2 protein-coding genes are annotated in these 1,686 nt (G+C 44.6%); both read left to right on the forward strand.

Annotated elements, in window-relative coordinates:
- Positions 1-1,192, forward strand: a 1,192-nt coding sequence (gene benA, locus B4F08_RS08440; protein WP_291374120.1) for a benzoate 1,2-dioxygenase large subunit, incomplete at its 5' end; no start/stop codon positions are given.
- Positions 1,189-1,686: benzoate 1,2-dioxygenase small subunit (gene benB, locus B4F08_RS08445; RefSeq protein WP_291374121.1), on the forward strand; the 498-nt coding region annotated here is incomplete at its 3' end. The genes benA and benB, both read left to right, overlap by 4 nt.

The following is a 1,686-nucleotide window of genomic DNA, read 5'->3' on the forward strand; positions in this document are numbered from 1 at the left end:
CACGACGTATATTGGCCGTCAGCCTATTCTGATTGCACGTAACCGTAATGGTGAACTCAATGCCATGATCAATGCTTGTTCACACCGTGGTGCACAGCTTTGTCGTAATAAACGTGGCAATAAAGCAACCTATACTTGCCCTTTCCACGGTTGGACATTTAACAACTCTGGCAAACTTTTAAAAGTTAAAGACCCAGCAGACGCCGGTTATTCAGACTGTTTTAACCACGAAGGTTCACACGATCTGAAAAAAGTCGCACGTTTCGGCAACTATAAAGGTTTCTTGTTCGGTAGCTTAAATCCGGATGTTCCCTCTTTAGAAGAATACTTAGGCGAAACCAGCAAAATCATTGACATGATTGTGGATCAGTCTGAACAAGGTCTCGAAGTTTTACGTGGTGCGTCTACCTACACTTATGAAGGCAACTGGAAATTGACTGCGGAAAATGGCGCAGATGGTTATCATGTTTCCGCGGTACACTGGAACTATGCTGCTACCACTCAACAGCGTAAAGAAAAACAAGCGGGTGACAACATCCGTGCCATGAGCGCAGGCGCTTGGGGTAAACAAGGCGGTGGTTCGTACGGTTTTGACAATGGTCACATGCTGCTTTGGACACAATGGGCGAACCCAGAAGACCGTCCAAACTTCCCGAAAGCCGACGAATACTCTGAAAAATTTGGCGAAGCAATGTCGAAGTGGATGATTGAGCGTTCACGTAACTTATGTCTTTATCCAAACGTCTATTTGATGGATCAGTTCGGTTCACAAATTCGTGTACTCCGCCCGATTTCAGTCAATAAAACCGAAGTGACGATTTACTGTATCGCGCCTGTGGGTGAAGACACGGAAGCACGTACGCGCCGTATTCGCCAATATGAAGACTTCTTCAATGCCTCAGGCATGGCAACACCGGATGATTTGGAGGAATTCCGTGCATGCCAAGCAGGTTATGCAGGCATTGAACTGGAATGGAACGATATGTGCCGCGGTTCAAAACATTGGATTCATGGCCCGGATGATGCTGCCAATGAAATTGGTCTAAAACCAAAACTTTCAGGTGTCAAAACTGAAGATGAAGGCCTCTATCTTGCACAGCACCAACATTGGTTAGACATGATGAAAATTGCCATTGCGAATGAAAAAGTACTGGCTGTTGAAACTGCAAATGAACAAGGAGAAGTTGCATGAATGCTCCGACAACACTCAATACCGTTAGCATCGAACAAGTCAGTCAGTTTCTATATCAAGAAGCACGCTTTTTAGATGATGAACAATGGGACGATTGGCTTGCATGTTATGCCCCTTCTGCATCATTTTGGATGCCTGCATGGGATGACGACGATACCTTGACTACAGATCCGCAGTCTGAAATTTCACTGATTTACTACCCAGACCGCCAAGGTTTAGAAGACCGTGTGTTCCGCATTAAAACTGAACGCTCCTCTGCGACTATGCCAGACACACGTACTTGTCACAATGTGAACAACATCGAAATGATTGAGCGTGATGGCGATAAAGTTACTGTCCGTTTTAACTGGAATACGCTGAGCTTCCGCTACAAAACCAGTTATAGCTACTTTGGTATGTCGCGTTATGAAATCGACTTTTCAGGTGAAAAACCACAAATTTTAAGCAAATACGTGGTACTGAAAAACGACTATATCAACCAAGTGATTGATGTT

It is taken from the genome of Acinetobacter sp. UBA6720 (assembly GCF_002454215.1).
GTDB lineage: Bacteria > Pseudomonadota > Gammaproteobacteria > Pseudomonadales > Moraxellaceae > Acinetobacter.